The organism is Arthrobacter sp. TMN-50 (assembly GCF_054511125.1).
The window spans coordinates 122,217-148,162 of record NZ_JBTNDG010000004.1 but is presented as its reverse complement, the minus strand read 5'-3'; the positions used below and the strand labels follow the sequence as shown (position 1 = coordinate 148,162).

The 25,946-nt window shown below is 63.4% G+C and carries 25 protein-coding genes and 1 tRNA gene; 9 read left to right on the top strand and 17 right to left on the bottom strand.

Features of this window, described 5'->3' with window-relative positions; genetic code table 11:
• Nucleotides 1–19: 19 nt before the first annotated feature.
• Entirely contained in the window at nucleotides 20–937 is a 918-nt protein-coding gene (locus ACX80A_RS08080; RefSeq protein ID WP_459259188.1) for a methylenetetrahydrofolate reductase, read from the bottom strand.
• Between the two features lie 305 nt (nucleotides 938–1,242).
• Here ACX80A_RS08080 and ACX80A_RS08075 point away from each other — a divergent pair, with 305 nt between their 5' ends.
• Nucleotides 1,243–2,334 (top strand): FUSC family protein, encoded by a 1,092-nt coding sequence (locus tag ACX80A_RS08075; RefSeq protein WP_459259187.1) that lies wholly within the window; start codon nucleotides 1,243–1,245, stop codon nucleotides 2,332–2,334.
• Here ACX80A_RS08075 and ACX80A_RS08070 read toward each other — a convergent pair.
• Nucleotides 2,300–3,406, bottom strand: a complete 1,107-nt coding sequence (locus ACX80A_RS08070; RefSeq protein ID WP_459259186.1) for an App1 family protein — start codon at nucleotides 3,404–3,406, stop codon at nucleotides 2,300–2,302. The genes ACX80A_RS08075 and ACX80A_RS08070 overlap by 35 nt on opposite strands.
• A 52-nt stretch (nucleotides 3,407–3,458) precedes the next feature.
• On the opposite strand from ACX80A_RS08070, the gene ACX80A_RS08065 reads away from it, so the two are divergent.
• Together ACX80A_RS08065 and ACX80A_RS08060 are read left to right on the top strand one after the other, a co-directional pair.
• The gene (locus tag ACX80A_RS08065) at nucleotides 3,459–4,196 is read left to right on the top strand and encodes a M50 family metallopeptidase (RefSeq protein WP_459259185.1); all 738 of its coding nucleotides are present in this window, start codon (nucleotides 3,459–3,461) and stop codon (nucleotides 4,194–4,196) included.
• Between the two features lie 176 nt (nucleotides 4,197–4,372).
• Nucleotides 4,373–5,908: a diguanylate cyclase domain-containing protein gene (locus tag ACX80A_RS08060; RefSeq protein WP_459259184.1), complete on the top strand. Its 1,536-nt coding sequence runs from the start codon at nucleotides 4,373–4,375 to the stop codon at nucleotides 5,906–5,908.
• Here ACX80A_RS08060 and ACX80A_RS08055 read toward each other — a convergent pair.
• The gene (locus ACX80A_RS08055; protein WP_459259183.1) at nucleotides 5,889–7,478 is read right to left on the bottom strand and encodes a cellulase family glycosylhydrolase; all 1,590 of its coding nucleotides are present in this window, start codon (nucleotides 7,476–7,478) and stop codon (nucleotides 5,889–5,891) included. The two genes, ACX80A_RS08060 and ACX80A_RS08055, sit on opposite strands and share 20 nt — an antisense overlap.
• Before the next feature lie 178 nt (nucleotides 7,479–7,656).
• Here ACX80A_RS08055 and ACX80A_RS08050 point away from each other — a divergent pair, with 178 nt between their 5' ends.
• The 3 genes from ACX80A_RS08050 (at nucleotide 7,657) to ACX80A_RS08040 (ending at nucleotide 9,346) form a co-directional block, all read left to right on the top strand.
• The gene (locus ACX80A_RS08050; RefSeq protein WP_459259182.1) at nucleotides 7,657–7,932 is read left to right on the top strand and encodes a hypothetical protein; all 276 of its coding nucleotides are present in this window, start codon (nucleotides 7,657–7,659) and stop codon (nucleotides 7,930–7,932) included.
• 68 nt (nucleotides 7,933–8,000) lie between these two features.
• A complete protein-coding gene (locus ACX80A_RS08045; RefSeq protein ID WP_459259226.1) occupies nucleotides 8,001–8,924 on the top strand; it encodes a 5'-3' exonuclease in 924 nt (307 codons plus the stop codon).
• 62 nt (nucleotides 8,925–8,986) lie between these two features.
• Entirely contained in the window at nucleotides 8,987–9,346 is a 360-nt protein-coding gene (locus tag ACX80A_RS08040) for a VOC family protein (protein ID WP_459259181.1), read from the top strand.
• Nucleotides 9,347–9,473: 127 nt separating this feature from the next.
• Here ACX80A_RS08040 and ACX80A_RS08035 read toward each other — a convergent pair whose 3' ends face one another.
• Nucleotides 9,474–9,791, bottom strand: coding sequence for a hypothetical protein (locus ACX80A_RS08035; protein WP_459259180.1), 318 nt, complete (start codon nucleotides 9,789–9,791; stop codon nucleotides 9,474–9,476).
• 40 nt (nucleotides 9,792–9,831) lie between these two features.
• Here ACX80A_RS08035 and ACX80A_RS08030 point away from each other — a divergent pair, with 40 nt between their 5' ends.
• The gene (locus ACX80A_RS08030) at nucleotides 9,832–10,233 is read left to right on the top strand and encodes a hypothetical protein (RefSeq protein ID WP_459259179.1); all 402 of its coding nucleotides are present in this window, start codon (nucleotides 9,832–9,834) and stop codon (nucleotides 10,231–10,233) included.
• A 95-nt stretch (nucleotides 10,234–10,328) separates the two neighbouring features.
• Here the strand turns inward: ACX80A_RS08030 and ACX80A_RS08025 are convergent, their stop codons facing one another.
• From ACX80A_RS08025 to ACX80A_RS08005, 5 genes are read right to left on the bottom strand one after another with little or no spacing between them, the layout of a single operon-like run.
• Nucleotides 10,329–11,762, bottom strand: coding sequence for an amidase (locus ACX80A_RS08025; protein ID WP_459259178.1), 1,434 nt, complete (start codon nucleotides 11,760–11,762; stop codon nucleotides 10,329–10,331).
• Nucleotides 11,759–12,988: an amidohydrolase gene (locus ACX80A_RS08020; RefSeq protein ID WP_459259177.1), complete on the bottom strand. Its 1,230-nt coding sequence runs from the start codon at nucleotides 12,986–12,988 to the stop codon at nucleotides 11,759–11,761. The genes ACX80A_RS08025 and ACX80A_RS08020 overlap by 4 nt, the downstream gene beginning before the upstream one ends.
• A 38-nt stretch (nucleotides 12,989–13,026) precedes the next feature.
• A complete protein-coding gene (locus ACX80A_RS08015) occupies nucleotides 13,027–13,758 on the bottom strand; it encodes a hypothetical protein (RefSeq protein ID WP_459259176.1) in 732 nt (243 codons plus the stop codon).
• A gap of 32 nt (nucleotides 13,759–13,790) precedes the next feature.
• The gene (locus tag ACX80A_RS08010) at nucleotides 13,791–14,546 is read right to left on the bottom strand and encodes a DUF5058 family protein (protein WP_459259174.1); all 756 of its coding nucleotides are present in this window, start codon (nucleotides 14,544–14,546) and stop codon (nucleotides 13,791–13,793) included.
• Nucleotides 14,543–15,832, bottom strand: coding sequence for a M20 family metallo-hydrolase (locus ACX80A_RS08005; protein ID WP_459259172.1), 1,290 nt, complete (start codon nucleotides 15,830–15,832; stop codon nucleotides 14,543–14,545). The genes ACX80A_RS08010 and ACX80A_RS08005 overlap by 4 nt, the downstream gene beginning before the upstream one ends.
• Before the next feature lie 275 nt (nucleotides 15,833–16,107).
• Here ACX80A_RS08005 and ACX80A_RS08000 point away from each other — a divergent pair, with 275 nt between their 5' ends.
• Entirely contained in the window at nucleotides 16,108–17,085 is a 978-nt protein-coding gene (locus ACX80A_RS08000; protein ID WP_459259170.1) for a LacI family DNA-binding transcriptional regulator, read from the top strand.
• A gap of 144 nt (nucleotides 17,086–17,229) precedes the next feature.
• Complete coding sequence (locus ACX80A_RS07995) at nucleotides 17,230–20,037, top strand: S8 family serine peptidase (protein WP_459259169.1); 2,808 nt, start codon at nucleotides 17,230–17,232, stop codon at nucleotides 20,035–20,037.
• Between the two features lie 91 nt (nucleotides 20,038–20,128).
• Here the strand turns inward: ACX80A_RS07995 and ACX80A_RS07990 are convergent.
• The 8 genes from ACX80A_RS07990 to proB all read right to left on the bottom strand — a co-directional run bounded on the left by ACX80A_RS07990 (nucleotide 20,129) and on the right by proB (nucleotide 25,945).
• Nucleotides 20,129–20,204, bottom strand: a tRNA-Ala gene (locus ACX80A_RS07990).
• A gap of 107 nt (nucleotides 20,205–20,311) precedes the next feature.
• The gene (locus tag ACX80A_RS07985) at nucleotides 20,312–20,962 is read right to left on the bottom strand and encodes a histidine phosphatase family protein (RefSeq protein ID WP_459259168.1); all 651 of its coding nucleotides are present in this window, start codon (nucleotides 20,960–20,962) and stop codon (nucleotides 20,312–20,314) included.
• A 26-nt stretch (nucleotides 20,963–20,988) separates the two neighbouring features.
• Complete coding sequence (gene rsfS / locus ACX80A_RS07980; RefSeq protein WP_459259167.1) at nucleotides 20,989–21,384, bottom strand: ribosome silencing factor; 396 nt, start codon at nucleotides 21,382–21,384, stop codon at nucleotides 20,989–20,991.
• A 31-nt stretch (nucleotides 21,385–21,415) separates the two neighbouring features.
• A complete protein-coding gene (locus tag ACX80A_RS07975; RefSeq protein ID WP_459259166.1) occupies nucleotides 21,416–22,459 on the bottom strand; it encodes a hypothetical protein in 1,044 nt (347 codons plus the stop codon).
• Nucleotides 22,460–22,466: 7 nt separating this feature from the next.
• On the bottom strand, nucleotides 22,467–23,138 hold the full coding sequence (nadD, locus tag ACX80A_RS07970) for a nicotinate-nucleotide adenylyltransferase (protein WP_459259165.1): 672 nt from the start codon (nucleotides 23,136–23,138) through the stop codon (nucleotides 22,467–22,469).
• A 34-nt stretch (nucleotides 23,139–23,172) separates the two neighbouring features.
• Nucleotides 23,173–23,418, bottom strand: a complete 246-nt coding sequence (locus ACX80A_RS07965; protein WP_459259164.1) for a hypothetical protein — start codon at nucleotides 23,416–23,418, stop codon at nucleotides 23,173–23,175.
• Nucleotides 23,419–23,512: 94 nt separating this feature from the next.
• On the bottom strand, nucleotides 23,513–24,796 hold the full coding sequence (locus tag ACX80A_RS07960; RefSeq protein ID WP_459259162.1) for a glutamate-5-semialdehyde dehydrogenase: 1,284 nt from the start codon (nucleotides 24,794–24,796) through the stop codon (nucleotides 23,513–23,515).
• A gap of 9 nt (nucleotides 24,797–24,805) precedes the next feature.
• Nucleotides 24,806–25,945, bottom strand: a complete 1,140-nt coding sequence (proB, locus tag ACX80A_RS07955; RefSeq protein WP_459259161.1) for a glutamate 5-kinase — start codon at nucleotides 25,943–25,945, stop codon at nucleotides 24,806–24,808.
• Nucleotide 25,946: the final 1 nt, after the last annotated feature.

Sequence of the window (25,946 nt, the reverse complement as noted above, 5' to 3'; positions counted from 1 at the left end):
TCCAAAGAGGGGGAATGGTTCAGGCGGATTGGCTCAGGCCAACCGCTGGCGGGCGGCTGAGCTCCAGCCGGTCCAAAACGTCCAGGGCTGCCGCGTGTTCGTTGAAGGTATAGATGTGGATGCCCGGGGCACCGTCGTCGAGCGCGGCGTGGGCCAGGTCGACGGTGGCCCGGACGCCGATGCGCCGTCGGCCGGCGTCGTCGTCGGCGGTCCTGAGGCGATCCACCAGCGGTGCGTCAATCTCGACGCCCGCGAGCTCGCTCAGCCGCTCCATCCGGCGCACGCTGGTAAACGGGATGACACCGGGAATGATGGGGATTTCCACCCCGGCCCGGCGCGCTGTACGGAGGAGCCTGCTGTACTGCTCCGGAGCGAAGTAGACCTGGGTAATGGCGAAATCGGCGCCAGCTGCCTGCTTGGCGAGGAGCACCTCGATGTCATGCTCAAGGCTCGGAGATTCGGGATGCTTAGTGGAGTACGCTGCTACCCCTACCGCCACCTTCCCCGCGCACAGCTGGGCTGTCCTGAGCCGTTCAACCCGTCGGATCAGCTCGACCAGTTCGGTGGCATAGCGCAGTTCACCGTCGGGGAGCGTGCGGTCGCGCGGTTGATCCCCGCGGAGGGCGAGGATACCGCGCACGCCGCTGGAGATCAGGTCGTCGATCAGCTCCCTGAGGTTGGCCCGCGAACTCCCGAGGCAGGTCAGATGGGCTAGCGGTTTCAGGGAGGTCTCGTCGAGCAGTCGTTTGAGGAGGCCGACGGCGGTGTCACGGTTTGATCCCGACGCTCCGTAGGTGACCGAGACGAAGTCCGGGCGGGTTTCCTCAAGCGCGCGGATTGTCCGCCAGAGGCCGTCTTCGGCCTGGGTGGATCGGGGCGGGAAGAGTTCGTAGGACAGAGCCGGGTAGCTGGGTGGGGGCGGGAGAGGCAAAGACATTTGTGTCCAGTCGTTAGGTCACAGCGGAGGCATGATGACTCCGGTGAGTGAAATAAACAGAACGAACGCAGATCCGAATGCCGGCGCGGCTCGCCAAGGCTACCGTCAAACTCCTGCGCACAAATGTCAGGCCCACATGGGGGCACCCACACTCTCCGAGGAGAGTCGCTGACCCGTTACTGAAGTAACTTGATCGCTACGCTACGCCGTCGACTCCACAGCATCAAGTATCTTCCCCCAGATTTCTTCCCCGCCGTATTGCTGGGACAATGCTAAGCATGCTGAAAATCCCTTCAGGACCTCGCTTGCTGACACGCGTAGGCGGACTGGTCCGACACAGGCGCCTGATCCTCGCGGTGAAGTCCGCGCTTGCGTCGGCCATCGCGTGGATGATCGCTCTGCAAGTTCCGGGTGTTGCCTCCGAGTACCCTTATTACGCGCCCCTTGGAGCGTTGGCGTGCATGTATCCGACCATCGCCGGCTCCGCCCGCCAAGGAATCCAGACCCTGGCGGGGCTGGCCATTGGGTTCGCCCTGGCGTTTCCGGTCATCATCCTGGGCGACCGCTCCGTGGTCTCGGTAGCGCTGGTAGTGGGCCTTGGCGTGGTCGCGGCTGGCCTCCCGCGCATCGGTGCCGGGCGGGACTGGATTCCCATCGCTGCACTGTTCGTGCTCTTGCTGGGCGGTGATGACCCTGATGGATATTCGTTCGGGTACCTGCTGCAAATGCTGGTAGGGGTGACCGTGGGGCTCCTGGTGAACATGCTGATCTTCCCTCCCCTGCATCTCAACGGGGTGGTCACTGGACTCGATAACCTCAGAGCTGCGCTCGCTCTGCAATTGCGGGACATGGGAGCGGCACTCCACGAACGCTGGCCGCCGGAGCATGCGGAATGGGCCGACCGGCAAAACAAGCTCACCACCTTCAGCAAAGAGGTGCGTACTGCGGTTCAGCTGGCGGATTCCAGCCGCCACGGCAATCTCCGCCAATACCGCCACAAACGGGATTTTGCCGCCGACTTTCACTCCCTGCAGTCGATGGAGCGGATCACGTTCTATGTCGAAGACATGACCGAACTGTTGTCCCACGTCATCTGGCATTCGCAGGAAAGCATGCCGCTACCCAAACCGCTTGGACCTCCCCTCGCTCATGCCGCAACCCTCACGGCCACCGCAGTCGAGGACTGGGTCACCACGGGACCCTCGATGACCGACGCTGAAGCCGCCGTCGAGGACCTGATGCAGGGCCTCAGACAGGTCTCACCAGACGAACGGATCGAGGCGACGGCGTCACTGGGCATGGCGCTGCGACGCATCCTGCTGACCATCCGAGCCGATGCGGGACCGCAGGACCGGGATGGACCTACTCCGCCGGCTCCTGGAATGAGTGGTCGATAATTCCAAGCTCCGCCAGCCGCGCTGACATCCCGGCACCGTCGGGCGCGTAGACCCATTCGATATCCGGTGTCCGCGACGACGGCGTGGCTTTCGACCGGCCACCGGCCAGGACAGCCTCGCCCATGGTCAACTGGCGGATGGCAATGGCACGCACGTTCTGCGGGTGCTGCTCGGCGAAGTCTGCGTAGATTTCCTCGTCATGCTGACCGTTGTCACCGATAAGCAACCACTTGATATCGGGGAACTCGGCGGCGAGCCGTTTCAGAGAGCTTCGCTTGTGCTCGGGCCCGCTGCGGAACCACCGGTCCCGGGTAGGTCCCCAGTCGGTGAGAAGTTTCGGGCCGGCCGGGTACAGGTTCCGCGAGAGGAACCGGGTGAGCGCCGGCGCAACATTCCACGCACCGGTTGACAGGTAGAGCACCGGGGCGCCGGGCGACTCCTGGGTAATCCGCTCCAGCAGCACCGCCATCCCCGGGGTGGCAGCACGCGCGTGCTCATCGAGGACGAACGTGTTCCAGGCCGCGAGAAACGGCCGCGGCAGGGCTGTGACCATCACCGTGTCATCAATATCCGAGACGACGCCGAAGGTGACGCCTGCTGCGACGACGCGCACCGGCGACTCCGCCACAATGCCATCGGCCGAGCGCAGAGAGACGGTGTGCCACCCCGGTGTGAGGTGGGCGTCGATCTGTGCGTCAATGATGCCGCCGCGGTCGGCGGTGACCTCGTGGGTTTCGCCGTCGACCTCCACCGTGACCTTGGCGTACCGTACCGGGGCACTGGTGAAGTTTCGCCAGCCGCGAATGCCTTCCTTGATGGTCTTGAGCACTTCGCCACCCTTGATAGGAGCCATCTCCTCTGGATCGGCAAGCACCACGCGTGCCAGAACGCGGATCCAGGTGCCCGACCCGTAACCGGTGTAGGGGATGATCGTCTCCACATGGCCGCGCTTGATGGCCAGGTTTGTCTGGATTGAATGCCAGGCGTCGTCGACCCGCATCCCCACATGGGTGCGTTCCTTGACTCCGTCGCTATCCGGCTTTGGCTGATCTGGGTAGGTGTTCGATGACATGGGATCAGTCTTTCACGCCAACGCGCTAAGGGTGGTTCAGTAGGCTGGGGACATGATCGAGACCTGGTGGACCCGGTTCCTTGACGGGTTCGTCCGGGCTGCACCTCCGGACATCGCTTTCATCGAGCTGACCATCATCGTGCTCGCCGCAGCAGCGCTCTCGCTCCCCCGCTCAACCTGGCGGTACTTCGGCCTGTTCACCACCGTCGTGCATGAACTAGGGCACGCCTTCGCGGCGCTGATGACGGGTCGGATACTGACGGGCATCACCCTGACCATGGATCATGCTGGCGTGACGACGACGCTTGGGCGGCCGGGGTGGCGCTCCGCGTGGTCGGGGTTCTGGGGCTACCCCACTCCTGCAGTTCTGGGGGCAACGTTGGCGTGGGCCGGGATCAACGGGTGGGGGCCGGCCGCACTTTCGGTCGGTGCCTTGATCCTGCTGGTCGCGCTCCTGGTCATTCGCAACGGCAGCGGGTTGCTCATCCTGCTGGTCACCGGCGGCGTCTCGGTGCTGCTGATGATGGCATTGCCGGAACAGTTCACCGGCCATGTTGTGGTGGCACTCGGCCTGGCGCTGCTGGTTGGCTCGGTCAGAGACTTCGGCAAGGTCAGCTCGGTCCACCTGCGACGCCGCCGGGAATTGCCATCGTCCGACGCCTACCTGTTATTTCGCAGCACCGGCGTCCCGTCCCCCATCTGGTTGGCGCTCTTCGCCGTCATCATTGCCGGGTCGTTGGTTTGGGCGTGGGCATCGCTTTCCGGTGTGGTGCTGGCGGGTCCCGGATAGCGCTCGCCCAGGTGACCTGCTTCACAACGCTACCCCCGCATACTTCACCGCAGTTTTTTGCGCCGAATCGAGTGCGGCACGCGATTTCCGGCGGAATTAGGGCTACCGTTGGGAAGCCACACTGATCGTAGCGCGAACGCGAAGCGCGTCTTGGATAAAATTTCGGGAGCATCTTGGTGATAACTCAGCGGGTAAAATCCGTACTCAGTGCTCTCCCGCGCGGTTCGCGACTCCCCGATCCTGCCTGGAACGTCCGTCACCGGCTGATTCTGCTCTTTGCAGTGGTCTCGGCCGGGATGGTCACCCTCTTCTCCCTCGTGCAGCAGGGGCCCTTGTGGCTGGCTTTGGTGCAGGGGGTGGCTCCCGCCGCCGTAGCCTTCCTGGCGTGGAAGGCTCCTGTGGGACGGCGCTTCAGCGCATCGCTCAGCTCGGCTTCCCTCATGATGATTGCGGCGATGGTGGTGCAGATCAGCGGCACCATCGAAGCCCATTTCCTGTTCTTCATCCTGGTGCCGGTGGTGGCACTGTATGAGGACTGGGCCCCGCTAGCCACTGCCTCACTGCTGGTACTGGGTCATCACGCGTTACTAGGGGTCAGTCAGCCGACTGCCGTCTACAACCATGACGCGGCGCACGACGAACCGCTCATTTGGTCACTAATCCATAGTGCACTGTTCCTTGCGATGTGCGCGACGAGCATTGTTCATTGGACCATCCATGAGCGGGCCCGACGCGAGGAGAACACGCTAATCGAGCGGCTAGCGAGCCAGGCGCTCCACGACCCCCTCACGGGTCTTGCCAACCGAACCCTCCTGCAGGACCGCCTGGCGCAAGCCCTCAGCCTTAGCCAGCGCACCGGCGCACCGGTAATGATCGTCGCCGTCGATATCGACGGCTTCAAACCCGTCAATGACTCGTACGGTCACGCCGCCGGAGATACCCTCCTGGTCGAGCTGGCACGCCGCCTTGAATCCTGCATCAGGGCTGGAGACACCGCGGCGCGCAACGGTGGCGACGAGTTCATCCTGCTGCTTCCCGGAACGGGCAGCGATGAAGGCGAAGCGATGGCTCAGCGCATCCTGGCAGCTATCGGCCCACCTGTTGTCCTGCGCGGAGTTCAGGTACACATCAGCGTCAGCATGGGTATCGCCGTCAGTTCACCGAATATACCGGCCGAGACAATCATGCAGGAAGCCGACCAGGCGATGTACGCGGCGAAGCACAACGGCAGGGGAGGGTTCGTGATCTTCGACAAGACCCTCGCTGGGGGCGCATTGGGCACGTTGACTGTCTATCCTGAGCACGCACGGTCATGGGTCGCCTACGTTCAAACCCTCCGCACAGAAATTGCCGTAGCAAAGGAACTGGGTCAGATCCCCGATCAGACCCGCGGCCCGGAAACGGCGCGGCGCACCCTCGAATCGATCATTGCCGCAGTAGACCTGTTGCCGATGGGCCAGCAGTCCGTTGGTCTCCCCTTGCCCGAGCGAAATGCGCTGGCGGAGTTCGTGTTTCACCACGATCTGGTGCAGCACTGGGCTGACACGCTGAGGGTCAATTCAACCATCCAGGCGCAGCGCACCCCCGAGGCCGACCTCTTCTGGCGTGCACTTCGTCAGATAGCGCTTAAGGACCGAGCCGACCCGGTTGCCGACGTGACAGCGTTCGAGCCGGCTCCGCATCCGGCTGAAGCTATTTCGCCGTCACCGTGACGGTCGGCTTGACCGGCGGTTCTGCTGCATTGACCTGGAGGCCAACGGACACCCCTTGGCCCTTTCGTAAACTCTGGGTCCAATCGGAGCCCACGCAGGTGACCGATTTTTTTGTCACCGACGTACACTTCACGCCCCAGGAGTTGGCAACGCTGATGACGTTGGGATCAGAGAACGTCACCGACCAGGTTTTCACGTCGCGCGCCGCTTTCACCGAAATGTTGGCGACGTAGCCTCCGTCCCAGGAACTCTGCAGCGACCACTGGGCTGTGACTGCTGTCGAGCCGGTCCCCGGCACGGTCGGCTTCGAAGTCGGTTTGACGGTCGGCTTCGAAGTCGGTTTGACGGTCGGCGAGGGCAGTGCCACGGGCCGCAGGATTGGCTTCAGGGCAGCAAGCTTGGCAGTCTCCGGGGTGCGCCAGTCGGATTTCAGCAGGCCGCCGGTGTCTGAGCTGTTGGGATTGAAGGACCAGTAGGCGAAACTGGTTCCATTCGTCGCCAGATAGCTGACCAGTTTGCTCATCCACTGCTTATCCGAGGTAGTTTCTAGTTTCGAACCAAATTCGCCAACAAGCACCGGTGCAATTCCCTGCTTGGAAATGTAGCCCCAATTAGTGTCCCAAATACCGGACAGATTCGCGGGATAATTGGCCGCCGAGAACCACTTCTGGGGATAAACGGACGCTGGGTAGTCGTGGGGCGAATAGACCACCTGGTTGGGGACAGTCAGTTTCACTGGCTTCTTCGCCACATCAGCCAGCCCACCGCCCCACCACGTCCAGGAATCATTGCCCTGCGCTTCGACGCCCTCAACAATGATCAGGAGCTTGGGATTGACCGACTGGACAGCCTTCCCCGCGCGGGTGGCTGCAGCGTGCCAGTCATGGGCAGGATTTGACCCGCCCCATCGGGCTGCCCCGTGAGGCTCGTTGTGAAGATCGAAGCCGATCACAGTTGGTTCGTTCTTGTACCGGGCGGCAAGCTTCTTCCAGTCGGCGATCCAGGTCGCTTCGCCGTACTGCGGGGTGTACCACAGCTCCGACTGGCTGTCGGAGGACGGCCGGTGACGGTCAAGGATGACGTTCAGGCCAAGGGCCCTGGATTTGGCGACAAACAGGTCCATGACCTGCTGCGGACTCTTGTTCGCCAGTTCAGGGTTGGCGTAAAAATTCGTGTCGGAACTGACCTTCCCCGAGGTGATGCACTGGTTGGAGTAGGGCAGGCGAATCGTGTTGAACCCCATCGACTTGATCTGCTTGAGACCATCATCAAGTTTGATGGTCCACAACCCATGCGGAACGCAGTCGGGTGTTTCGAGCCCAAACCAATTGGCTGCTCTGATGACATAAGGTTTATTGGCTGCGTCACGAATGGTGCTGCCCTGCGTATGGAGCCACCCAGAACCCTTGACGGAAACCTCGGCGGCCCGTACCTCACTGAGTACAGACGGCTTAGCCGCGGGTGATGCTACTCCACACCCAGCCGCCGCCAACAGCACCACCACTGCAGGGATAACTGCCCTAAAAAGTCGGTTTAGGGGTCCTGCGGTCCATGCAGCATGCTCCACCATATGATTCAAGTTCCTTCTACGTAAGAACAACTGCTCCCCAATAATCCAAGATGAGAATACGCTAAGAACGCGGCGCGACAGTGACCACTCAAAAGCATGGGGCAGCCGGTGGCTGGCACTGACAGTGCGCAGCACAAAGGCTCGGGTATTCTGATAGCTGAAGAAAGGGGTGCGCGCCATGGAATTTTCGAACCGGGATGACTCTGCCGCTGTGGATTATTACGCCTGGCCGCGGCCGCTGAATCCTCGACTTCTGAGAATCGTGAAGACGGTGCTCGGCGCCGCAATGGTTATTGTTTTGCTCACCCAGGTTGTGCCGGCGAATCTTCTGGGTGGCCTGTCGAACCATTTCTTCACTATCCTGCTTCTCCTTTCCTGGGCAGGTCCCGCGCGGCGCATGATGCGCCGGTATACCCCGGGCGGCCGAGACTCCCGGACCACCGACGAGCCCTAGGTCAGCCCTTCGAGGCGTGGATCGGCGACACGCGTCCGTGAGAGGATCACGGTGTGCCCAACCGAATGATGCTCCTCGATACCGCGTCCCTTTACTTCCGTGCGTTCTATGGATTGCCTGACTCCCTCAAGGCTCCCGACGGCACCCCGGTGAATGCCGTCCGCGGACTGCTCGACATGATTGCGCGGCTCGTGGCTGACTACCAGCCGACTCAGCTAGTCGCGTGTTGGGACGACGACTGGCGTCCCGCCTGGCGCGTCACCCTCATTCCGAGTTACAAGGCTCACCGGATGGTCAATGCGGTTGACGACGGCGTCGACGTCGAGGAGGTTCCGGAAGGACTAGTGGCCCAGGTGCCGTTGATCCGTGAGGTCCTCGCTGCCTTCGGTATCACGGTGGTCGGGGCGGCGGAGCATGAGGCCGACGACGTCATCGGCAGTCTGGCTGCGCAGGCGGACTGCCCCGTCGATATTGTTACCGGCGACAGGGACCTGTTCCAGCTTGTCGATGACGAACGGGACGTCCGCGTGATCTACACGGCCCGTGGCATGAGTCGGCTGGAGGTCCTCAGCGACGCCACAGTGGTCAGTAAGTACAAAGTGTTGCCCGGACAGTACGCGGATTTCGCTGCGCTTCGTGGGGACTCCTCCGACGGGTTGCCGGGCGTCGCAGGAATCGGTGACAAGACAGCCGCCAGCCTGCTGCAGGAGTTTGTTGACCTGGACGGTATTATCGAGGCCGCGAACGACGGCGCTTCGTCCATGTCCGCGTCGATGCGGGCCAAAATCACCAAGGCCGCCGATTATCTGGCCGTGGCACCGATAGTCGTCAATGTAGTCCGGGACCTTGATCTCGGCGAGTTCGACGCCGCTATCACACCCCGCAATCCCGAGCAGCTGGAGCACATTGAACAGCTGACATCGAAGTGGGCCCTCGGCGGATCCTCAGGGCGTGCACTTCAGGCATTGGCGAACCCCGCCACTCCTGACTGACGTGACTGTCCCGGTTCATCGTCCCCCTTCATTTTGGCCGGGCGCGGCAGTAGGCTTCCGGCATGGCTATTGCACGCTACCCTAGTGTCGTCATCGACTGCCCCGATGCGGCGTCTCTCGCATCCTTCTACGGAGCACTGCTCGGGTGGAGAGTTCATGCCAGCGACGGCTGGGCGGACATCCGACCGGAAGACGGCAGCAACTGTATCTCCTTCCAGCAGGTGGCCGAGTATCAACCGCCACGCTGGCCAAATCAGGCCGTCCCGCAGCAAATGCACTTCGACCTGATGGTTGGGAACCTCGATGAGGGCGAGACAGCAGTGCTTGGTCTTGGCGGAACGAAGGCTGAAGTTCAGCCTGGCGAGACGTTCCGCGTCTTCCTCGACCCGGCGAGCCATCCGTTCTGCCTGTGCCTCGAATGATTAGGTCACAGCAAATGACAGACTGGCACGGCCATCGCTTCACATCGGGACCGCTACCGCCGGTGAATGCACCACGGAGCATCATGGTGTTTGTATAACGGTTGGCTCACGTAACCAAGTCGTGCTGTTAGTTGGCGCGTCGTATCTGTAGTGTCCAAGTCATCCTAACCACCTCATCCGAAAGCACACCAGTGAAGAAGTCCTCGCCCCTTCTTGCCCTCTCAATCACAGCCCTTCTCCTTACGGGTTGCGGCTCCAACGCTGAGCCCTCGGCGGTGGTAACAACGGACTCAAGCGCCTCACCTGCTCCAACGTCGTCACCCAGCCCGACGCCGACCCCCAGCTCGACTCCGAGCCCCACGCCGACCCTCGAGAGTTCACCACCATCCGCTGAGCCTGCGGACGATCCGGCATCGGCCAGCGCAGAACCGAGCATCGAGCCCACACAAGAACCTGTATCCGACCCGACCGACGAGCCAACCGTGGTGGCAGAGCCAACGGAAGAACCGATCACTGAGACGTCCGAGCCCCCGATCCCGGGGCTGTCCGGCAGTTACGACGATCTTGAGCTGGTCCCGGCCTGGGATGGGCTCCACGTGGTCCGCCACGTTGGTACTACCTGGAACATCATCGGGTCCGGTTATGCACCCGGAGCGGAGATCCAGGTGAGTTTTGGCCCGGCCCAAACCGATTCCTCATTGATCGGATACCCACTTGTCTATGCAGATGCCAACGGTAACTACACCTTTCTAATCAGCCTGGCGCCCGACCTCGCTCCGGGAAACTACGGCGTGATGGCAGTACCCATTACCGGCCTTGCCCCTGACGAAATGGAAGCTGCCAAACGATTCGCGCAGATTGAGGTTGTCTCCACCTGGGCGCCGTAGCTGCCCGAGTAGAGGCAGCACGCAACTGACTCTCAGCCCACCCGCTGTGCCTGGACCGAGTCAGCAGAGATGACCATTGTCCGGCGCGAAACCGGTCATTTCTGTTGACTCGATCCGGGGGGTGGCGGGGGCTGCTTCGCGTATCCGGTGGCCTGCTCGAAGCCGTAGGCCACCTGCAACAGGTCAACGTCCTTGCCGTGCGCCATCGAGAGTTGCAGGCCGACCGGCAGACCACCAGAACTGAAGCCCGCTGGCACTGAGACTGCTGGGATTCCCGTCGCCGAAATGAGGCACGCTGAGCGCATCCAGTCGAGATAGGTATCGAACTGTACGCCCTCTACCGAGGTGGGGTACCGCAAGGACGCGTCGAACGGCAGCACCTGGGCGGTGGGAGTGGCTAAGACGTCGAACCGGTCAAAAAAGTCGTTGACCCTTCCGGCGAGCTTGGTCCGCGTGAGCGCAGCGTCAACGAGGTTGCGCCCCGTCAACGCCCTGCCCTGTTCGACGTTCCACTGCACTTCGGGTTTAATCACGTCGCCGTGCTTCTCCAGCAGAGAGCCGTAGGCAAGGAGGAAATCGAAAGCCCGGGTGGTCCCGAAGACCTCGTCGGCCTCGCGGAGGTCCGGCGCCGCTTCCTCGACCACAGCACCCAGCTCCATGAAAACCCGCAGCTGCGACTCAAGGACCCGCAATACTTCCTTTTCCACCGGAACGCCCAGGCCGAAGTCGGGCGACCATGCGATGCGGATACCGGTAAGGTCTCGCTGCAGCTGGTCGCTAAACCGTTTGGCGTCCAGCGGAAAGGGGTACGGCACCTCCTGGTGTGGTCCGGCCACAGCACTCATTCCCAGCGCAACGTCTTCGACGTCGCGCGCCATCACGCCCGTACGCCCCAGCCAGGCCCAGGCGTTACGGGTCGGTACCATGGGCAGCACTCCCAGCGACGGCCTGAAGCCGACGATGTTGCAGAACGACGCCGGAATGCGCAGGGATCCACCCATGTCGCTGCCGTCGCTGAGCGGCTGGATGCGGGAAGCGATGGCTGCTGCTGCTCCACCGCTACTGCCCCCGGCGCTCACTGTGGTGTTGTACGGGTTGGTGGTGGTGCCGAAGACCTCGTTGAAGGTGTGGGAGCCGGCAGCGAATTCGGGGACATTGGTTTTCCCGGTCGTCACCACGCCGGCACTCTTGAGCCTGGCGATCACCAGATCATCAAAGGTTGGCACATGGTTCTTGAAAATGGCCGACCCCTGAGTGGTCAGCAGTCCCTTGGTGTTATTGGTGTCCTTATGCGCCATCGGTAAACCGTGCAGCAGCGGCAGGTCCGCACCGGACGCCGTTAGGGCGTCGGCGTTGGCCGCCAACCGCTGCGCGCCGTCCCGGTCCTGAGTCACCACGGCGTTGATCTGTCCATTCACCCCGTCAATCCGGGCAAAGTGCGCCTCGAGTGCCTCGCGGGCAGAAACCTCACGATGTCGAATCGCGGCGGTGAGGGCGGTGGCTGACAGGTCCATGAGGCCGCCCGTCATCGCGCAACTTTCGACAGAATGGCGGTCATGGCTGCCCGGACGCCGGTGGTGAGAGTGGGTTCCATATCCGGCGCAAAGTGCGGCGAGTGGTTACCCGGCAGGCTGATGTCGGCGTCGAGCCGCTCCTGGCTGTAGGCACCGAACATCCAGTACACGGAGGGGACGCCGATCGCCGTCGCGAACAGGCCGAAGTCCTCGCTGCCCATCACCGGAGGCACTTCGTTGACTGAGCCCTCCCCCAGCGTGAGGCGGAGCTCCTGGATCAGGGCATCAGTGGTCTCGGGATCGTTGTAGCACTCGGGAAAACTGGAGATCTCCTCGATGGACGCATCCGGGGCCCCGGACGCGTCTGCTTCAGCTTTGATGATGCGGCGCAGGGAACCAAGAACCCGATCGCGCACCTCGGGATCGAAGGTGCGGACGTTTACCGAGAATTCGGCGGTGTCCGGGATGATGTTCTCCTTTAATCCGGCATGGAACGTGCCGATGGTGACGACGGCCGACTTCATCGGGTGCACCTCCCGGGAAACGATCGTCTGGATACGTACCACCATGTGGGCGCCGAGGACGATGGGGTCGATCGACTGGTCCGGCTGTGAGCCATGCGCCTGGCGACCCTGGACAGTAATCTTCCAGGAATCCGCCATGGCCATGGCTGTCCCGCGGCTGATGTTCACCGTGCCGGCAAGGCCCGGCCACACATGCTGGCCGTATATCACCTCGGGCTTCGGAGCCTTATCCCAAATGCCGTCCTCCACCATGGCCTTGGCGCCCGCAGCCGTTTCCTCACCGGGCTGGAAGATGAACACCACCGTGCCCGCCCAGGTCTCGGTGTCTTCGCTGAGCAGGCGGGCTGCGGTCAGTGCGGCGGTGATGTGTGTGTCGTGACCGCAGCCGTGCATCACAGGCACGTCGGTGCCGTCCGCGAGGGTGCCCCGCGCCCGGCTGGCGAAGTCCAGACCCGTGTCCTCCTGCATGGGTAAGCCATCGGTGTCGGCGCGGAACCCGACCACTGGGCCTTCGCCGTTCCGCAGGACGCCGACGACGCCGGTCCCCCCACACAGATATGCCTCGATCCCCAGTTCGGCGAGAGCCTTCAGGATGAAGGCAGCCGTTTCGGTCTCCTGCATCGACAGTTCAGGGTGGGCGTGGAGGTGACGGTAGAGCTCGTGCATCACGGTGCGGTGGTCTGCGGACAGCTCGAGTGGGGTGGTCTCGGTAGTCATGGGATTCCTATCGTGTGAGGGGATGCGGAGGCGCTGGATCAGGCTTCGGGCTGGTCGTGAGCCGCCAGGGGTTGGGTGCTCTTCGACCTGAGGAACCAGGCGAGCACCGCGGTCAGCAGGACCACAATACCGGTGGCTGGTTTGGCCAGTGCCGGGACGGCGGGCACCAGGATGAACAGGACGACGGCGGCCACCACAACGGCGATCACTGTCACGCGGGGTTGCTTCATGGTGACGATGAGCTGCACTAGGACGGCGCCGATAATGCTGGGGAAGATATAGAGCCGGGCGACGTCGACGATGTCGGTGGGAATGATACTTACCAGCCAGGTACCGAGGACACCCACGAATAGGAGCATCGAGAACACGTGAATCATGGCTGCCCCACAGATCGCCATCAGGGCTGAAAACTCGCCCCGCTTGGTTCCTGCTTTCGCCCCAACAGTGGCCTGGGCGACGAGGGCCGAGGGCAGCAGTTTGTTGGCGATGTTGCCAATCATGAACGCCTGGTACATGGCCGCCGGGCCGAGCACCGGATAGTAGGTGATGGGTTCAACGATCCACAGGACGAAGAAGGCAGCAGCGACGGCGAAGAAGGCCGTCCAGATCATGCTCGGGGTAATGCCGAGGTCTGTGAAGAGAACTAGGTAGAGCGGCGCGGCGAGGGACAGCACCAACGCGAAGATCATGGTGATGCGTCCCCAGCGGGAGGTCGTGCGGTCAAACTGGTCGACGGCCGCGGTCTGTTCAGCAGTGGCAGTAAAAGTCATGGCGTTTTTCCTTTCGTTGTAGAGGTTGCTGCTCAGGCTGCTGCGGGAGCGAGGCCAGCGGTGTGGGCGAAGTAGGCGACGGCGAGACCCACCAGGATGGCAATCCCTAGGCCCCACTCACGAAGCCAGGCGGCGGAAAGGGTTTTGGCGAGGATAAGGCAAACACCCATCACCAGGGCTGAGACGATCACGGTGATGATGTGCACCGGGGTTTTCCCCAGTTCGGCAATCCCCAGGCTGGCGAAGGCGCCAATCAGGGCCGCCGCTGGAACGATCGCCATCAGAGCCGGGTTGACGTGGCGCAGTTTGGAGTCGCCCCGCTTCAGCAGCGGAGTGAGCACCAGGGTGGCGATCATCCACATGGCACCCGACATGCTCATGGCCATGAAGGCGACGACGAACACTGCCTGGCTGTAATCGGGTCCACCGAGAGTCGCCCCCATGGTGGCGGCAGCCAGGGATGCCGAAGCTGATTCTGTGGCTGCCGAACCGACCAGCCCAATCCGGACCAGCACTGCTGGAGTGCCGAAGAGCGTGAGCAGGGCAATGCTGACAAGAACAACTGCGAGAGAGGGACCAACCGCTGCTACTGCACCAGCACGGAAGGAGGTCTTCAACTCTGCCTGTGAGATGCCCGCCGACGGACCGGCCTTTTGCGCGGCACGCATATAGATCACTGATTGGAGGATAATAGCGCCGAACACGCCAATAGCCAGGACCCAGAGGATCGGGATGTTGGCGATGGCGAGGATATCGGTAGATCCTCCGGGGATGACTACGGTTTTCATGGCTGCTCCAGTGGGACTGAGTGACGGGTCAGATCTGCCTGATCGAGGGCGATCAGGGTGTGCGCGAGCGCTGTGACGCCAGTGGCGACGTCGGTGAAGTCTGTCCATTCCTCGGGACAATGGCTTTTCCCTGCGGCGGAGGGGATGAAGATCATTCCCATCGGCGCGAGTGTGGCCATGTGGACGGCATCGTGAGTTGCACCGCTAGGCACCGGCATCCATGGAATGCCGAGGGTATCGGCGACCCGGGCGGCGGTGTCGTGGACGCCTGGGTGGGTCTGCACCACCTCGTTGTCGGTGGACCAGGTGAAGTCGACGTCGACGCCGTGCTGGTGAGCCTGACTTAGGATCTCCTGTGCCAGGCGCCCCTTCACACCGGAGAGCCATTCGGCGTCGACGCTGCGGATCTCGCTGGTCATCCTGACCAGCGATGGCACCACGTTGGGCGAGCGGGACTCGGATTCAACGCGCGTGGTGGTGGCAACCCCGTGGCTGGGTGCGCCACATCCCTCCCGGCGGACGGCGAGCACCGCCTCGGCTGCCGCGACCATCGCGTCCGCGCGGTCGGTCATCGGGCGGGTCCCGGCGTGGTCGGGTGAGCCGGTGAAGACCGCGAGAAGTCGTTGGATGCCAGCGATGCCCGTGACGATTCCCAGCGGCAACCCTCGCTGTTCGAGCGTGGGTCCCTGTTCGATATGCAACTCCAGAAAGGCATGGAGCCCGGTGGAGCGGGCCCACCGGGAGGAAAGGGCCGACGCCGGGTCAAGCCCGAAGTCCGCGTAGCTCTGGCCGAGGGTCACTCCGCGGTAATCCGTGCGGTCCAGATCCCAGGTGGTGAGCTCGCCAGCCGCGGCCCGGCTGCCGAGACAGCTCAGACCGAACGGGTTGGATTCCTCACCGAAAAAGTCCACCACCAGGAGGTCTCGGGTCAGGGCGGTGTCGCTCTGACGCAGCTGCTGCACCGCATCGATGGCGCCGAGTACGCCGACGATCCCGTCGAATCGGCCGCCGCCGTCGACCGTGTCAGTGTGGGACCCGGTAACCAGTGCTGGCGCGTTGGGGTTGGTACCGGGTAGCCGCCCTACGATGTTGCCTGCGCTGTCGGTGCGGACCTCAAGCCCGGCGTCGCTCATCCGCTGAACGGTCCATTGCCGGGACTCGCGGTAGGCCTCACTGAAGACGTCACGGGTCCAGCCCGGGCGCGAGGCATCGCGATAGTCCGCGAGCTCTGTGATGCCAGTTCCAACCCGTTCGGCTGTCTCGGCGGTGGGACTTGTAGTTACCATGATGGTCTTTCGTCGGGGGTGCCTGCATGCTGTGCAAACGATTGCGGAACCGCGTAAAGATGCATAACATTCGTTCGAATATGGTCTTCATCACACTACCCATGACGCATTTCGTCAAGGTTTCAGCCGAATTAACTTCTCCGCGCCGGGATTGAGCGCAAACCATTGCGCGACGAGCGGGGCGGTGCCTTAGACTGCGCTAAAGGTTCGGAAGGAGTGCCGTTATCGCTGAGCACACGGGATCGGAACGCCCAAAGCCAGTCACCCTGGCAACGGTGGCCCGGCACGCCCAGGTTCACGTGTCCACCGTGTCGCGGGCGCTCAGCGAGGATCCCGCCGGGGTTGGAACTGACACGGTACGGCGGGTCCGTGAGCTCGCCGCCATACTCGGGTATCGCCGGGATGTCGGAGCGGCGGGCCTGCGCACCGGAAGCTCCCGGCTCATCGGGGTTCTTGTTCCCCGGCTGACCGACCTGGTGCTGGCCACGATCTACGAGAGTATCGACGCTGCGGCTGGCACCGCTGGCTACACCACCGTGGTGTCGAACACCCTCGATGATCCGCTGCGTCGCAGGGCCAGACTCGACGCGTTGCTCTCCCGCCGGCTGGACGGCGTCATCATCGGCGATTCCCATATCGGTGACACCGCTGCTTTTGAGCTCCAGCAGCGCGGCGTCCCCTACGTCCTGGTCATGCGCAAACTCGAGGGTCATTTGTCGGTGACCACCGATGATCATCTGGGCGGACGCCTTGCGGCAGAGCATCTGCTGTCCCTGGGACACAAACGTGTAGGAGTGATCGCTGGCGACCTTCTGGCCAGCACCGGGTTGCAGCGAAGTCAGGGTTTCCGGAGCGCCTTCGACGCGGCCGGATTCCCGGTCGAGGACCACTACATGGTGAATACCGGCTTCGGCACACGGGCAGGACGGATAGCGGGAGATCAACTGATGCAGCTCCCCATGCCGCCGTCGGCCATCTTCGCCGTTGACGACCTGACTGCCGTCGGCGCCATGGGTGCCATCCGCGCTGTGGGCAAACGACTCCGGGAAGACGTGGCGATCGTCGGCTACAACGACGTCGACATCGCGGCCAACCTGCCGGTTCCACTGACCTCCATCCGCTCTGCCCTCACCGACATGGGGCGGCTCAGTTTCGAGGCCCTGCAGCGGCGGATTAACGGCGAGAGTGCCGAGTCGGTGCTCCTCAAACCCGTGCTGATTCCTCGGGCGACCACCGTGGAACGCTGGGGATAATGGCTGGCAGGATCCCCTGTATGATGCCGATTGGGGATGCCAAGGTCTTTTTGTGCACCACTGGCGCACGCGCGTCTATCACTGTCGGATTGGCCAATGGCATACCTGCCGGTGACAACCCGACCCGGTCTCAAGGAACGTTCAATGATATTCAGGCCCCTGCAGCTCGGAACAGTTGCTTCGGCATCGGTTGCCGCACTACTGATCAGTTACGTGACCGTTCTGCCCGCCACCGCGGGGCCGCAGCTTCCCGGGCTGGATGCCGTGCAGGAGGCAACGGTCGCCGAATCGGGGCTCGCCAACGAGCCCGCCGATCGCTTTATCGTGAAGTTCGCGGACCGGTCCCGCGCCAGCACCGCGGAACGTGATACTGCCTACGAGGACACCGCGAGGAGCCTTGGAATCCCCGTCGAAGAGATTGGTTCAACAGTCGACGGCGCCACGGTGGTTGAAGCGGCCGGTGAGCTGACCGAGGCCCAGGCCGATGACGTCGTCGCTGTCCTCGAAGCCCGGGACGACGTCGAGTACGCCGAGGTTGATGTGTTTTTGCGGCCGACGGCGGTGGCTCCGAACGATTCGCTCTACGGGTCACAATGGAACCTGTTCGAGGGCCGGGGCGGGATGCGGGTTGACGCGGCCTGGCCACGTTCCACCGGAGAGGGGGTGACCGTAGCGGTGATCGACAGCGGAATCACTGCGCATAGCGACTTAGCCGGGAATCTGGTTGCCGGCTATGACTTCATCTCCAGTCCGGAAATCGCCGGCGACAGCGACGGCCGCGATCCCGATCCGGCCGACGAAGGCGACTGGTGTGAGTCGGAGCCCTCTTCCTGGCACGGAACACATGTGGCCGGGACGATTGGCGCCCTCGCCAACAATGCCGAGGGCATCGCCGGGGTGGCCTTCGGCGCGAAGATCCAGGCCATCCGCGCGCTGGGGGCTTGCGGCGGCTACACCAGTGATGTCGCCGCTGCCACCCTGTGGGCAGCGGGCGGTGCCGTATCGGGCGTTCCAGTGAACCCCACGCCAGCGAAGGTGATCAACCTGAGTCTCGGTGGCGATGGAGCCTGCGGACCATCGTTCCAGGCCGCCATCAACTATGCAGTCAGCCGGAATGTCGTCGTGGTGGCGGCCGCCGGCAACGCCCGTTCACTCGTCCAATTCACGTCGCCAGCGAACTGCGACAACGTGATTGTGGTGGGGGCCACCGGCCGTGAAGGCAACCAGGCCAACTACTCGAACTACGGTCCGGAGGTTGATGTGAGCGCGCCGGGTGGCGACGCGTCCACGGGCCTTGCCAGTGCCATTCTCTCGACGGTGAACAACGGCGTTTACGCCCCGGCAGCCGAAGGCTATGGCTACAAGCAGGGAACGTCCATGGCGACCCCGCATGTGGCGGGTGCCGCAGCTCTCATGCTGGCGGCTAATCCGGCGCTCACTGCGGCCCAGGTTGAGGCGCAACTCAAAGCGACAGTACGCCCCTTGCCGGGGTCGTGCTATACCGGTGGGTGCGGCACGGGATTGGTGGACGCCGCGGCAGCGGTGGCGTCAGTTGCCCCGGCCATCCCGGATCTTGCCAGTGCTACCCCGATGGTGACGGGACAGGCACGGGTCGGCGGCGTCCTCAGCGCCTCCGCCGGAGTCTGGGGACCGGCCCCCGTTTCCCTGGCCTACCAGTGGCTGCGCGGTGGCACGCCGATCCCGGGTGCGACGCAGGCAAAATACACCGTCGCCGCCGGTGATACCGGAGCGAAGCTCAGCGTGCGGGTCACCGGCACCAAGCCGGGCTACAACTCGGCCATCCGCACCTCCCAACAGACCGCCGCGGTAACCAACTCGGCCGACGACGTCGTCACCCCAGTCCCGACTATCCAGGGCACCCCCCAGGTGGGCAAGACCCTTACCGCAACGCCCGGTGAGTGGAAACCGGCCCCCGTGCAGCTGACGTACCAGTGGTTGCGTAACGGCTCGCCGATCACGGGTGCCAGCGCACCCACCTACACGCCAGGCGCGGCCGATCTGAACCGGACCCTCAAGATTCGCGTCACCGGTTCCGGCACTTCGGTCCCGCCGACCGAGCGCACCTCGGCGGCAACTGCAGCAGTTGTGCCCGGCGTGCTCCAGCCGACCCGACCGGTGATTAGCGGCGCAGCCGCCGTGGGGTCGTCGCTGGTTGCCGAGCCGGGCGTCTGGGGTTCGGGCACCACCTTCTCCTTCCAGTGGTTGCGCAATGGGAGCGCGATCAGCGGTGCGACCACCCCCGCCTACCGGCCGACCGGCGACGACATCAGCACGCGTCTCAGCGTCCAGATCACCGGCACCCGTCCCGGGTACACCACGGTCGCCACCACCTCGACACAAACCCAACCTATACCGCGGCCATTCAGGGATGTCCCAGCGACCATGCAGTTCCAGGACGAAATGTCGTGGATGGCTGCGGAAGGTATCAGCACCGGCTGGCGTGAATCTGATGGCACCAGAACCTACCGGCCCCTGACCACGGTCAACCGCGACGCGATGGCAGCCTTCATGTACCGCATGGCCGGAAGCCCAGCCTTCACTCCCCCAACCACCTCCCCCTTCGCCGACGTGTCCACCACCCAGCAGTTCTACAAGGAAATGGCATGGCTGGCGAAGAGCGGGATCAGCACCGGCTGGAATGGCCCCAACGGCACGAAGACCTACCGCGCACTGACCCCGGTGAACCGCGACGCGATGGCGGTCTTCATGTACCGCATGGCCGGAAGCCCAGCCTTCACTCCCCCAACCACCTCCCCCTTCGCCGATGTGTCCACCACCCAGCAGTTCTACAAGGAAATGGCATGGCTGGCGAAGAGGGGGATCAGCACCGGCTGGAATGGCCCCAACGGCACGAAGACCTACCGCGCGCTGACCCCGGTGAACCGCGACGCGATGGCGGTCTTCATGTACCGGTTCTCGCGTATCAGCTAAGGGGCGACCTCGTAGGGAGGGCCCGGCTGGAGGTAGCGGGTTAAAAAAATCCGCTGGAACGACTGATGTTTCAGTTGTTCCAGCGGATTATTGGTGGAGCTAAGGGGATTCGAACCCCTGACCCCCTGCATGCCATGCAGGTGCGCTACCAGCTGCGCCATAGCCCCAATTCCTTGGTGTCACCCCGCCGAACCGGCCGGAGCAACTTGTTTAGTTTAGTCAACATTCCGCCCCCTGCAAAATCGGCCGGATCCAAACGACTCGGGACCGGGATCTAGCCCTCCACCGGAGTGGAAGGCATCGACGCCAGACCCACGTTGTGTTCGGTCAACTGCCACTTGCTCGGACCATTGGCGCCACTATCCAACTCCTCAAGAACCGACCAATGACAGTTGGAAACACCCGACAGCGAAGACCACAACTGAGGAGGCAACCCCATCAGTGCAGCGAGACCAGCCCGAATCGCGCCCCCATGACTCGCCACCACCAATGTCTGCCCGGCAGCAAGGCCGGAGACGGCGTCAAGCGTACCCTCCGCCATCCGCCGGCCCACGGTAACGCGGCTCTCTCCCCCGCCTGCGCGCACCTCTGGATCACCATTGCGCCAAGCCGTCTGATCATCCGGGAAGCGCGCAGCGATATCCGCAAAGGACAGGCCCTGCCACCTCCCCGCATCGGTTTCGCGTACCCGAGCATCACAGTGCACCGACAGCCCCGTCAACGACGCTAACTCGGTTGCGGTGTCAGCTGCACGAGCCAGATCCGAGGAGAGGAGGCGCGCCGGAGCAAGATGTGCCAGCTCCGCGGCAGCCTCCTGTGCCTGCTGCCTCCCGATCTCATCCAGCGGAATGTCTTCCTGGCCCTGGAACAAGCCACGCGCATTCCAATCGGTCCGCCCATGCCGCCAGAAAATGATCCTTCGCACGCCAGCTGAGTCGACGGCGGCAAACCTCACTCGGCAGAAGCGGCGTCGGCTGGGGCAGGCGTGGTTTCGAGCTGTAGGTCGATGACCGGACAGTCGCCCCAAAGCCTTTCCAGTGCGTAAAAGACGCGGTCTTCCTCGTGCTGGACGTGAATCACAACGTCGAGGTAATCCAGCAAGACCCACCGTCCCTCGCTGCGTCCTTCACGCCGGACAGGCTTCAGGCCCTGCTTGGACAGCTCCTCTTCGATGCCGTCCACAATCGAGTTGACCTGCCGTTCGCTGGAAGCCGAGGCAACCAGGAAGACGTCGGTAATGGCCAGCCGTTCGCTGACATCTATAGCCACAATGTCCTGACCGATTTTCTCCGATGCTGCATGTGCAGCAGCCCGGGCAATCGCGATGGACGTTTCGTTAGCGCTCACTGATCTCCTTGTGTGTGGTCAGTCATCATGTTCAATTGAATACACCGGCAATCATCATGATTCCGGTAATCAGCGCCAAGGCGCCCAGACTGACAATGGAATATTGCACTAGCTGCAGGCGCTTGACCCGCGCCAGCCCCGCCGTCATGGCATCGAGAGGTTCAAGCCCGTGCGCAGTGCGGGCTCCGATTGGAACTGCCGCCGCTGATACAGCATTCGGCGTTGGCTCAGCCGGCACCGTCGGTCCCGGGACGCGAATAAATTCCTTCGGCGAAACGATCGAGAGGTTGTGAGCCGTGGTGGGATCGTTCGCGTTCGGCTTTCGCTGCTTATTGGCCTGCGAGAGCTGCTGCATTTTTTGCGCACGACTGTTAAGCACCGCGGCGCGCTCAGCCAGTGCTTTCTGCTGCGCCAGGATTTCCAGGTCGACAGTGAACGGATCATCAGGCAGGGAGGATTCCATCCTGGCCACTTGCATCTGTGCCTCATCAACAATGGCCTGCCGGGCGGCTGGTGCCTGCGTGACGCTCATCTGGTCAACGTCGGGCGCGGGTGGTTGATTAGTTGGTGCCGCAGCCGGCTCGGTAGCTGGCTCGTCTGACCGACGACGACGGTCCCGTCTGCCGCCCTCACGCACCGGTCCCAGCCCGGCAGCCGGGCGGTCCACCTCCGCTTCAGGCCCGGCATTCGGGGTACGCGTCAGCGTCGGATGGCTTCGAGTTGCGGTGTTGACCTGCTGGATGCGGCGTTGGCGACGCGACGGCTCAACTGTCTGCTCCGAACCCGGGCGTTGTTCGGCCAAAGCGCGGTATGCACGGAGCGCTTCACGGTCCCTCGCCCTGGTCTGGGAAACCCGTTCGCCGGGGCGGGTGGACTGGGCATCCACCGGGACGTCCGCGGCGCGGCGGCTGCGCCGCACAGAAGGCGTGTGGCCGACGGCCGGCTGCTCTGCCGGCAGCTGCCCGGTGCGCGCCTCGTCGCTGGTTTGGGACGCGGGCGCCAGATCGTCAGCATTCGTCCCGCGGGTATGCCGAAGAGACTTCCGGCTGTGCGGGGATTCGTTGCTGTTACTCATTGCTTTCTCACCCAGTAGTAGATTCCATGTCGTGTAAACCGTGCCGCCCGTTTGGCCGGGTGTGCCCGCCCTCGGCACGGTACAGCCCGTGCTTGGCGATGTACTGCACCACCCCGTCGGGTACCAGATACCAGACGGGATCACCGACAGCGACCCGTCGACGACAGTCTGTCGACGAGATGGCCATCGCCGGAACCTCCAGGAGGCTCACATCCCTGCCGCGCCCATCGAGTTCGTGGCCCGGGCGGGTGACTCCGATGAAGTGGGCCAGGGACCACAGCTCATCAGCATTCTTCCAGGACAGGATCTGGGCCATAGCGTCGGCACCGGTGATGAAGAACAGCTCAGCCTCGGGCCGTTCCGCCTTGAGGTCCCGGAGCGTATCGATCGTGTAGGTAGGGCCTGGCCGGTCAATATCTACCCGGCTGACCGTAAAACTCGGGTTGGACGCCGTTGCCACCACAGTCATCAGGTACCGGTGTTCGGCGGTACTAACCTCGCGTTCTGCCTTCTGCCACGGTTGTCCGGTCGGAACGAACACTACTTCATCGAGGTCGAACACCGCCGCGACTTCACTCGCGGCGACCAGGTGGCCGTGGTGGATAGGGTCGAAGGTTCCACCCATGACCCCCAAACGCCACGGACTCCCGTCCGGGTGGGCCCTGTCAGCTGGATTCACGTCGCGTTACTTAGGTCCTTCCCCACTGCCGCCTTTAACGGTGTGAAGATTCGCCGTGATCGTGCTTGTTGGGGTGCTGCTTGTGGGGATCGGCATGCTCCTCGACGGCTTCGTGGCGGTTGCCGAGGCTGGAGAAGGCCAGTGTGACGAACATCAGGCCTATCAGGGCACTCATGATAATTATCCCGTACAGCACCGGGTCCATCGGCAGTTCGACGACCGCGTGTTCCCCGCCGGTCTCGCTGGCGATGAGCGTGGCAGTGAGAAGCTGAGATAGCATAAATTCTCCCCTTGAGATCTAAGGTACTGGCTAGCCGGTCAACACCAACCGGCGATTAGGTTCCCTACTATGTTACGCGCATCGCAGCCTGGCCCTAAGCCCGGACCTGGCCGTCGCCCTGAAGGATCCATTTGGTGGTGGTCAGCTCACGCAGCCCCATCGGACCGCGGGCATGCATTTTCTGGGTGGAGATCCCAACCTCGGCACCCAGGCCCAACTCGGCGCCGTCGGTGAAACGGGTTGAGGCGTTGACAATCACCGCCGCTGAGTCGATGCTGGCGATGAACCGCTCCGCATTGCCTAAATGGTTGGTAATAATCGCTTCGGTGTGACCTGACGTCCACTGCCGGATATGGTCGATGGCCTCGTCCAATGAATCCACCGTGGCTACCGCAAGATCGAGGTCCATGTATTCGCGGGACCAATCGTCATCAGTGGCAAGATCCCCTTCGACGCCGTCGGGCAGGCTGTCCAGGGTCTGCTGGTCGGCGTGGAGGCGCACCCCGGCATCGGTCAAGGCCTTCAAGACGTCCACGGTAGCACTGGCGTCGCGGTGTAGAAGGAGGGTTTCGACGGTGTTACAGACGCTGGGCCGCTGGGTCTTGGCGTTCAGCAGAATGTCAACGGCCATCGCTGGATCGGCACTCTGGTCGATGAAGATGTGCACGTTGCCCTCACCGGTCTCAATCACTGGCACGGAGGATTGGGTGACGACCGTCTGGATCAGGTCACGGCCACCACGGGGAATGAGGACATCCACACGGCCGCGTGCCGTCATCAGCACATTCGCGCCCTCGCGTCCGTACTGGTCGACGCTCTGCACAGCATCCGCAGGAAGGCCCGAACGGACCAAGGCGTCCCGGATCAGGTCCACTAACGCTGAGTTGGTGTGGGCCGCGGCGCTTCCGCCGCGCAGGATCACCGCGTTGCCGCTCTTCAGGGCCAGACCGGCAATGTCGACGGTCACGTTGGGCCGCGCCTCATAGATGGCGGCGACGACGCCGAGCGGCACATGGACCTGGCGCATCCGGACCCCGTTGGGCAGGGTCTGCCCCCGCTCCAGTGAGCCCACTGGATCGGGCAGTCCAGCAAGATTCCGGAGTGCGTCCGCGAGACCAGCAATCCGATCCTCCGTGAGGCTCAGCCGGTCCAGCAACGCTGTCGAGGTGCCGTTGACCCGTCCCGCTTCAACGTCAAGTGCGTTGGCCGCGAGAACCTCCGAGCCGTTCGCCACAAGGTCCTCACCGATAGCAAGCAGCGCCCCGTCTTTGGACGCCCGGTTGGCCGCGGCCACCAGCCGCGCCGCTGTGCGCGAACGGTCGGCAATTGCGTGGACAGCGGCTGTTACATCGGTCTGCTGTTCGGTCACTGATGTCATGCGACTAGTCTAACGAAGCACCACAAGGTCGTTCACGTGGACCACTGAACGCTCGTACTCGCGCCCGAGCTCCCTGGACAGTTCGCGGGTAGTCCGGCCCAGCATCCTGGGCAGTTCGAAGGAGCTGTAGTTGACCAGGCCGTGGGCGACGACGCTCCCGGCGGTGTCCACCATGGCCACCGGATCGCCGGCTTCGAAGTCGCCGCCGACCGAGATGATGCCTGCAGGCAGCAGTGAGCGTCTGCGCTCCCCGACGGCTTTGGCCGCCCCGTCGTCGAGGGTGAGGGTACCCCGGATGTCGGCGAGGTGGGCAAGCCATAAAAGCCTGATCGGCTGCCGACGGCCACTGGTGCTGAACCAGGTCCCGACGTCGTCCCCTGCCAGCGCCGCCGCGGCATTCTCGGTTGAGGTGACCAGGGCGGGGATCCCCGAGCTGGCAGCGATCGTTGCCGCCTCCACCTTGGTGACCATGCCACCGGTACCGATACCCGCCTTGCCCGTACGTCCGATCTCAACGCCCTCGAGGTCCTGAGGCCCGCGAACCTCGGGAATCCGCTGGGCGCCGTCCTTCGGGGGGCCGTCGTAGAGGGAGTCGACGTCGGATAACAGCACCAAAGCGTCGGCTTTCACCAGGTGCGCCACGAGCGCGGCCAGCCGGTCGTTATCGCCGAACCTGATCTCGTGGCTGGCTACCGTGTCGTTTTCGTTCACAATGGGGACGACACCGAAGTTCAGTAGCCGCTCCATGGCCCGGTGCGCGTTTGCGTAATGGCCCCGCCGAATCAGGTCCTCCGCCGTGAGCAGTACCTGGCTCACGGTGACTCCGTGCGCACCGAAAGCGGCCGTATATCTAGCCATCAGCAGGCCCTGGCCCACGCTAGCGGCAGCCTGCTGGGATGACAGCTGATTCGGCCGTCGCGTCAGACCGAGTGGGGCCAGCCCGGCAGCGATGGCACCGCTGGAGACCAGGATGATTTCGGTGCCTTCGTTCCGGCGAGCAGCAAGCACGTCGGAAAGGCCCACCAGCGCTTCCTCGGAGAGGCCGCCGGAAATGGACGTGAGCGACGACGAGCCCACCTTGACCACAATCCGCTTCGCTTTCGCGAGGCCTGACCGGGTTTTCAGGGCGCGCTTTACCGTCGTCTTCACC

Excerpts from the sequence above, each read along its gene's own strand:
- ACX80A_RS07965 (WP_459259164.1), bottom strand. The coding sequence starts at position 23,418 with ATGCTATCTCAGCTTCTCACTGCCACGCTCATCGCCAGCGAGACCGGC.
- ACX80A_RS08065 (WP_459259185.1), top strand. The coding sequence starts at position 3,459 with ATGATCGAGACCTGGTGGACCCGGTTCCTTGACGGGTTCGTCCGGGCT.
- ACX80A_RS07995 (WP_459259169.1), top strand. The coding sequence starts at position 17,230 with ATGATATTCAGGCCCCTGCAGCTCGGAACAGTTGCTTCGGCATCGGTT.
- ACX80A_RS08080 (WP_459259188.1), bottom strand. The coding sequence starts at position 937 with ATGTCTTTGCCTCTCCCGCCCCCACCCAGCTACCCGGCTCTGTCCTAC.
- ACX80A_RS08040 (WP_459259181.1), top strand. The coding sequence starts at position 8,987 with ATGGCTATTGCACGCTACCCTAGTGTCGTCATCGACTGCCCCGATGCG.
- ACX80A_RS07960 (WP_459259162.1), bottom strand. The coding sequence starts at position 24,796 with ATGACATCAGTGACCGAACAGCAGACCGATGTAACAGCCGCTGTCCAC.
- ACX80A_RS08050 (WP_459259182.1), top strand. The coding sequence starts at position 7,657 with ATGGAATTTTCGAACCGGGATGACTCTGCCGCTGTGGATTATTACGCC.
- ACX80A_RS08020 (WP_459259177.1), bottom strand. The coding sequence starts at position 12,988 with ATGACTACCGAGACCACCCCACTCGAGCTGTCCGCAGACCACCGCACC.
- ACX80A_RS08010 (WP_459259174.1), bottom strand. The coding sequence starts at position 14,546 with ATGAAAACCGTAGTCATCCCCGGAGGATCTACCGATATCCTCGCCATC.
- ACX80A_RS07975 (WP_459259166.1), bottom strand. The coding sequence starts at position 22,459 with ATGAGTAACAGCAACGAATCCCCGCACAGCCGGAAGTCTCTTCGGCAT.
- ACX80A_RS08005 (WP_459259172.1), bottom strand. The coding sequence starts at position 15,832 with ATGGTAACTACAAGTCCCACCGCCGAGACAGCCGAACGGGTTGGAACT.
- ACX80A_RS08015 (WP_459259176.1), bottom strand. The coding sequence starts at position 13,758 with ATGACTTTTACTGCCACTGCTGAACAGACCGCGGCCGTCGACCAGTTT.
- ACX80A_RS08055 (WP_459259183.1), bottom strand. The coding sequence starts at position 7,478 with ATGGTGGAGCATGCTGCATGGACCGCAGGACCCCTAAACCGACTTTTT.
- ACX80A_RS08070 (WP_459259186.1), bottom strand. The coding sequence starts at position 3,406 with ATGTCATCGAACACCTACCCAGATCAGCCAAAGCCGGATAGCGACGGA.
- ACX80A_RS08025 (WP_459259178.1), bottom strand. The coding sequence starts at position 11,762 with ATGACGGGCGGCCTCATGGACCTGTCAGCCACCGCCCTCACCGCCGCG.
- ACX80A_RS08045 (WP_459259226.1), top strand. The coding sequence starts at position 8,001 with ATGCTCCTCGATACCGCGTCCCTTTACTTCCGTGCGTTCTATGGATTG.